A 4,285-nucleotide genomic window follows, 5' to 3' on the forward strand; every position below is an offset into this window, starting at 1 on the left:
TTTAAGTCCCGGATTCCGGGATCAATTAGTCCCGGATTCCGGGACTTAAAACAAGACTTTTCTTCCGGATTTCTGCGGGGTGTGGCGATCCCTAAGAAAGAGAAAAGAATCTAATCCCCCTGTTGTCCCCCCTTTTTTCGGTGGAAAACTGCCATTTCGGGATCTGCTCCGGCGCCCTGCGGGCGGGCTACGCCGCTCCCGCTCCGCGCTCGCCCGGACCCTGTGACGTCGGCAGAATCGGGCGAGAGAAAAATAGCTCAGGAAGCGATGAGGGGGCTGGACGGCTTTCCCCATCCTGTGACGGTCAGGGGAGATACCAGCCGGTCACGTTCCCCTTGGCGTCCGCGTTCGGAAAGCAGACCGTGCCGCCTTTCTGGCGTTCTGTGGCCCAGCCGTTCCCCTGGCACAAGGCCAGCAGATCGAGGCTGCCCCGTCGATCGAGGCCATAAGCCCGCTGTCCGGCCGGAGTGTTCGCCCAGCTTGCGGCCGCCTCCTGATTCCGGGCTTTTTGGTATCCTTCCGCGTGCCCGGTTTCCCATCCAGACCGCTGACCGAAGAAATATCCCCCGCCAAACGCCACCAGAACGATCAGGAGGGCCGTCAGGCCCGTCCAGAGTAGAGATGAACGTATTTCGGTCTGACTGGCCTGTAGCGCCTCCTGTGAGGCTCCTGTAGCCTGTTTAAGCGCAGTCTGCATTTCGACTGACAGGGCCTGTTCCTGCCGGTTCCGGGTGGCCTGATCGGTTCGGACGGCGCGGAGCAGACGGTTCGTCTCCGCCATTTCCCGGCCGAGCTGGTCGAACGCGGCCAGCCCGTCATCCAACTCGCGTTCGTCGGTCACGACTTGTCGGGTTCCGGCTTCTGCCACCCCTCGAACGCCTTGTGGTCGTGGTCGCGGGTGATGCGTTTCATCAGCTCGTCAATGACTCGTCCGAAGCGTTCATCCTTCCCGGCCGCGTCGATCAGCAACCCACCCAGAATGACCTTCCTGCGTGTGTCCTGTTTGCGTTCTTCAGTGCTCTGTTTGGCGAGCAAAGCCTGATACCGGGCCTTGGCCTGTTCAACCTGCTGTTTTGCCTTCTCGATGGGTGTCATTTTTCCTCCCGCACCATATGGGTGCAATGACCTGTCGTAGAATCCACTAACCGTGTCATCACTCAGGATACCCCATTTTCTGGAAGTTCCCTTTATTCCAGTGGAGCGCAAACAACCCTTGCGACGAAGAAGACAAGGGCGCACTTTAGCATTGTTCCAATGCGTGCGTAAAAAAGGTTGTTATTATGAGTGCTATCAATGTTGAGGGTTTTGTTGCTCGGGCATTATGCCAAGCAGCAGGAGTTGATCATTTACCCACCCCAGAAGGGGGGTATACGGTGCCTAGGGCGATAGCAAATTCCGGTGGTTATGAATTCGGTGATTTGAGTGTTTCTGCAAAGGCATCTCTTGTTACTGCTGTCGGAATTTTCGCGGCACATGGCAAATTAGACGATGATTTTAATGTTCGTGCCGAGAGCATTAAAACTGCCGCAGATGCGCAAGCTCTAGTTCAAGATGCAGATGAAGCCATGGTTGGTAAGTAAGGTCATCAGGTGGCGATCTATCACCTGTCCGTCAAATCCATTTCGCGTTCGGCCGGTCGCAGTGTCGTGGCTGCTGCTGCCTATCGTGCCGGTCAGGAACTGACGGACGAAAGGCAGGGCCTGACGCATGACTACACCCGCAAGCAGGGGGTGGAAGATGCGTTCATCGTGGCCCCCGATGGCGCGGACTGGGCGCAGGACCGGAACGCGCTATGGAACGCGGCAGAGGCAGCCGAGAAGAGGAAAGACGCCAAGACAGGCCGGGAATACGAGCTGGCGTTACCGGCCGAGTTGGACGCGGGTGCACGGGCGGCACTGGCCCGGGATTTCGCCCGTGAGTTGGTAGAGCGGTACGGGGTGGTAGCTGATGTGGCGATCCATGAACCCGGCCGGGAAGGGGATAACCGGAACCATCACGCGCACATCCTGACTACGACCCGGACGGCCGAGGCGGACGGGCTGGGGACCAAGACGCGAATTCTAGACGTGGCCAGCACTGCCTCGGCCGAGATCGAGCATATGCGAGGGGTGTGGGCGCGCCAGGTCAACACGGCGCTGGAACGGCATCAGGTCGAACAGCGGGTGGATCACCGGAGCTTCGAGCGCCAGGGGAAGGAGCAGGAGCCGACCCGGCACGTGGGCGTGTCAGCGACTGCCCTAGAGCGACAGGCAGCTCGCGAGATCCCCGGCCGGGAGCCGGTGACGGATCTCGGGAAGCAGAACGCGGAGATTCGCGAGCGGAACCGTGTTCTGGAAACGGCCCGCAAGGCCGTGGAGAAGACCTCGGCGCTGTTCTCCGGCCTTGAGAAGAAAGCGCGGCAGGCGGTCGGTCTGGCCCGGAAAATCGGGCAGCGGATGGAGCAGCAGCGGGAAGCCGAGCGCCAGAAGCAGGAACTGGCGCGTCAGGCCGAGCTGGAACGACAGCCGCAGCGCCAGAAGGATGTTGAACAAGCTCAGTCCCGAGGTTTGTCACACGGTAGGAGCTGAGGCCGTGACTATGAAAGTTGGCCGAGGATGGAGTATTGAATAATCAATATTAAAAATTACTTTTTAAAAACAATATAAATATCCTTATTTTTATTATTCTTTATTATTTCGTACGAACAATTCATTGTAATTAATTTATGTGCCCCTATTCCAGCTAAAGCTATCACGCCAACTCCAGCAACTGCTACTCCAGCGGCGCCGACAGCCGCAGCGCCCATTCCAATGGCTATTGGACCTAGTATTGTAGCTTCAGCCGTAATCGCAGCTGCGCCAGATACGGCAGCCCCACCTGCAGCAAGTCTAGTAGGTATTATAGATCTACCTTTTGTCACCACTCTATATTTAATTCCTTTTTCTTTAAAAACCTCAGAAATAACTGTAATTGTTTTATTTACGTCATCGACATTTATTAAATTTACGGAAGATTTAGAGTCAACTGCTTTGGATATTTTTATTCTAAGTTCTTTGTACCAATCTGGTATTTCTTGATATTCCACTATATTCTCCATACGCCCAATGATAGATGAGGTTTAGTCTAGAAGCATAGTTAGGCTTCAGGCCAGAAGTTCTCATCCATCATCTGACTGAATAACCATGGGCAGGTTGATGGAAACGTATTCTCGGACAATCCTGTTTCCAGCGCAGCGTCACGGCGGGCGCGGCGATAGGCGGTTTCCGCGCTGGCTTCCAGCACACTCCGCAGGCTTGGATTGTCGGCCAGATGATCGGTGAGCGCATCACGGGTATTGGCAATCGAGAGACGCCATGAAGCACCACGGCGCATGGGCTGGAACTCCCATTTGAGCAGGTGAAGAAGCAGCACGGTCAGACGGCTGATGAGTTCACGCTTCTCAGATTTTCCCATGCTCTCGATTTCCTCGGCGATGTGTTCAAGGTCCGCCTCGGATAGTTTTCCGGCGCGCAGCAGCCCGGCCTGCTCATTGGTCCATGCGTAAAAATCATGGTCGTAAAGGATGCTGCTCATGATGCCCCACCATGGAGAAGTTCGAGCTGCATGGGTGGGCGGGTTTCTGCGGCCTGTGCCTTGCGGACGTCCAGCGAGCCATTCCATGCCACATGCGGGTTGATGAAATACACGGCCACGCCTCGGCCCTGCATACCTTCAATTTTCCGCCGTTCGCGGCGGATTACGCCCATTTTTTCCAGCGTTCCCATGATGGTGCTGACGTGTTTGGGGGCACAGCCGATTTCCTCGGCGAGTTGGTCACGGTTAAGCAGCACCTCGCCCGTATCCTGCCGGAGATTGAGCAGCACCAGATCGAAGGCATGGCGGACCTGATGCGGCCGGTCATCGGACGGCAGGGCGCGGATGGCGTCCCAGATCGCGGCGGTCTGCATACGGCTCAACATGGTAAAACCTCCCGGCCAAAGCCCTTCGGTAGTGTCCGGACGCGCGGCCTTCTGTAGCGCGTGGGTGATCTTGGAAAGGGCTATACGCGCCTCTCCGGGCAAATGCTTCAGAAGTTCTTCGGACAGGAGCGAAAGCTGCTCGGCCGCCTGTGCGGCTTCCTCCTGTTCGGATCGCTGCTGCCTTGTGGTGAGGCGCACAATCTGGGCCATGATCCGCTCCTTGTGGAGAACCCGTTTTTAAGTCCCGGATTCCGGGATCAATTAGTCCCGGATTCCGGGACTTAAAACAAGACTTTTCTTCCGGATTTCTGCGGGGTGTGGCGATCCCTAAGAAAGAGAAAAGAATC

7 protein-coding genes are annotated in these 4,285 nt (G+C 56.5%); 2 read left to right on the top strand and 5 right to left on the bottom strand.

Going from position 1 to position 4,285, the window contains the following annotated elements:
* Window positions 1-304 precede the first annotated feature (304 nt).
* Both HLH36_RS19225 and HLH36_RS19230 read right to left on the bottom strand, forming a co-directional pair.
* Window positions 305-841: a replication protein gene (locus tag HLH36_RS19225; RefSeq protein ID WP_182987885.1), complete on the bottom strand. Its 537-nt coding sequence runs from the start codon at window positions 839-841 to the stop codon at window positions 305-307.
* Window positions 838-1,095 carry a mobilization protein gene (locus HLH36_RS19230; RefSeq protein WP_182987886.1) on the bottom strand — a complete coding sequence of 86 codons (258 nt, stop codon included), beginning with the start codon at window positions 1,093-1,095 and terminating at the stop codon, window positions 838-840. Before HLH36_RS19230 ends, HLH36_RS19225 begins: the two co-directional genes overlap by 4 nt.
* Before the next feature lie 185 nt (window positions 1,096-1,280).
* Between HLH36_RS19230 and HLH36_RS19235 the strand changes: the two genes are divergently transcribed.
* Window positions 1,281-1,580, top strand: a complete 300-nt coding sequence (locus tag HLH36_RS19235) for a hypothetical protein (protein WP_182987887.1) — start codon at window positions 1,281-1,283, stop codon at window positions 1,578-1,580.
* A 9-nt stretch (window positions 1,581-1,589) separates the two neighbouring features.
* Window positions 1,590-2,567, top strand: coding sequence for a MobQ family relaxase (gene mobQ, locus HLH36_RS19240; protein WP_182987888.1), 978 nt, complete (start codon window positions 1,590-1,592; stop codon window positions 2,565-2,567).
* 56 nt (window positions 2,568-2,623) lie between these two features.
* Here the strand turns inward: mobQ and HLH36_RS19245 are convergent, their stop codons facing one another.
* Genes HLH36_RS19245 through HLH36_RS19255 form a run of 3 tightly spaced genes read right to left on the bottom strand, consistent with a single transcriptional unit; the run spans window position 2,624 to window position 4,148 of the window.
* Window positions 2,624-3,064: a hypothetical protein gene (locus HLH36_RS19245; protein ID WP_182987889.1), complete on the bottom strand. Its 441-nt coding sequence runs from the start codon at window positions 3,062-3,064 to the stop codon at window positions 2,624-2,626.
* 50 nt (window positions 3,065-3,114) lie between these two features.
* Window positions 3,115-3,552 carry a DUF29 domain-containing protein gene (locus tag HLH36_RS19250; RefSeq protein ID WP_220792927.1) on the bottom strand — a complete coding sequence of 146 codons (438 nt, stop codon included), beginning with the start codon at window positions 3,550-3,552 and terminating at the stop codon, window positions 3,115-3,117.
* Window positions 3,549-4,148, bottom strand: coding sequence for a helix-turn-helix domain-containing protein (locus HLH36_RS19255; RefSeq protein WP_182987890.1), 600 nt, complete (start codon window positions 4,146-4,148; stop codon window positions 3,549-3,551). Before HLH36_RS19255 ends, HLH36_RS19250 begins: the two co-directional genes overlap by 4 nt.
* Between the last annotated feature and the right edge of the window lie 137 nt (window positions 4,149-4,285).

It is taken from the genome of Gluconacetobacter aggeris (genome assembly GCF_014174395.1).
Taxonomy (GTDB): Bacteria; Pseudomonadota; Alphaproteobacteria; order Acetobacterales; family Acetobacteraceae; genus Gluconacetobacter; species Gluconacetobacter aggeris.

Excerpts from the sequence above, each read along its gene's own strand:
- HLH36_RS19235 (WP_182987887.1), top strand. The coding sequence starts at position 1,281 with ATGAGTGCTATCAATGTTGAGGGTTTTGTTGCTCGGGCATTATGCCAA.
- HLH36_RS19230 (WP_182987886.1), bottom strand. The coding sequence starts at position 1,095 with ATGACACCCATCGAGAAGGCAAAACAGCAGGTTGAACAGGCCAAGGCC.
- HLH36_RS19255 (WP_182987890.1), bottom strand. The coding sequence starts at position 4,148 with ATGGCCCAGATTGTGCGCCTCACCACAAGGCAGCAGCGATCCGAACAG.
- HLH36_RS19250 (WP_220792927.1), bottom strand. The coding sequence starts at position 3,552 with ATGAGCAGCATCCTTTACGACCATGATTTTTACGCATGGACCAATGAG.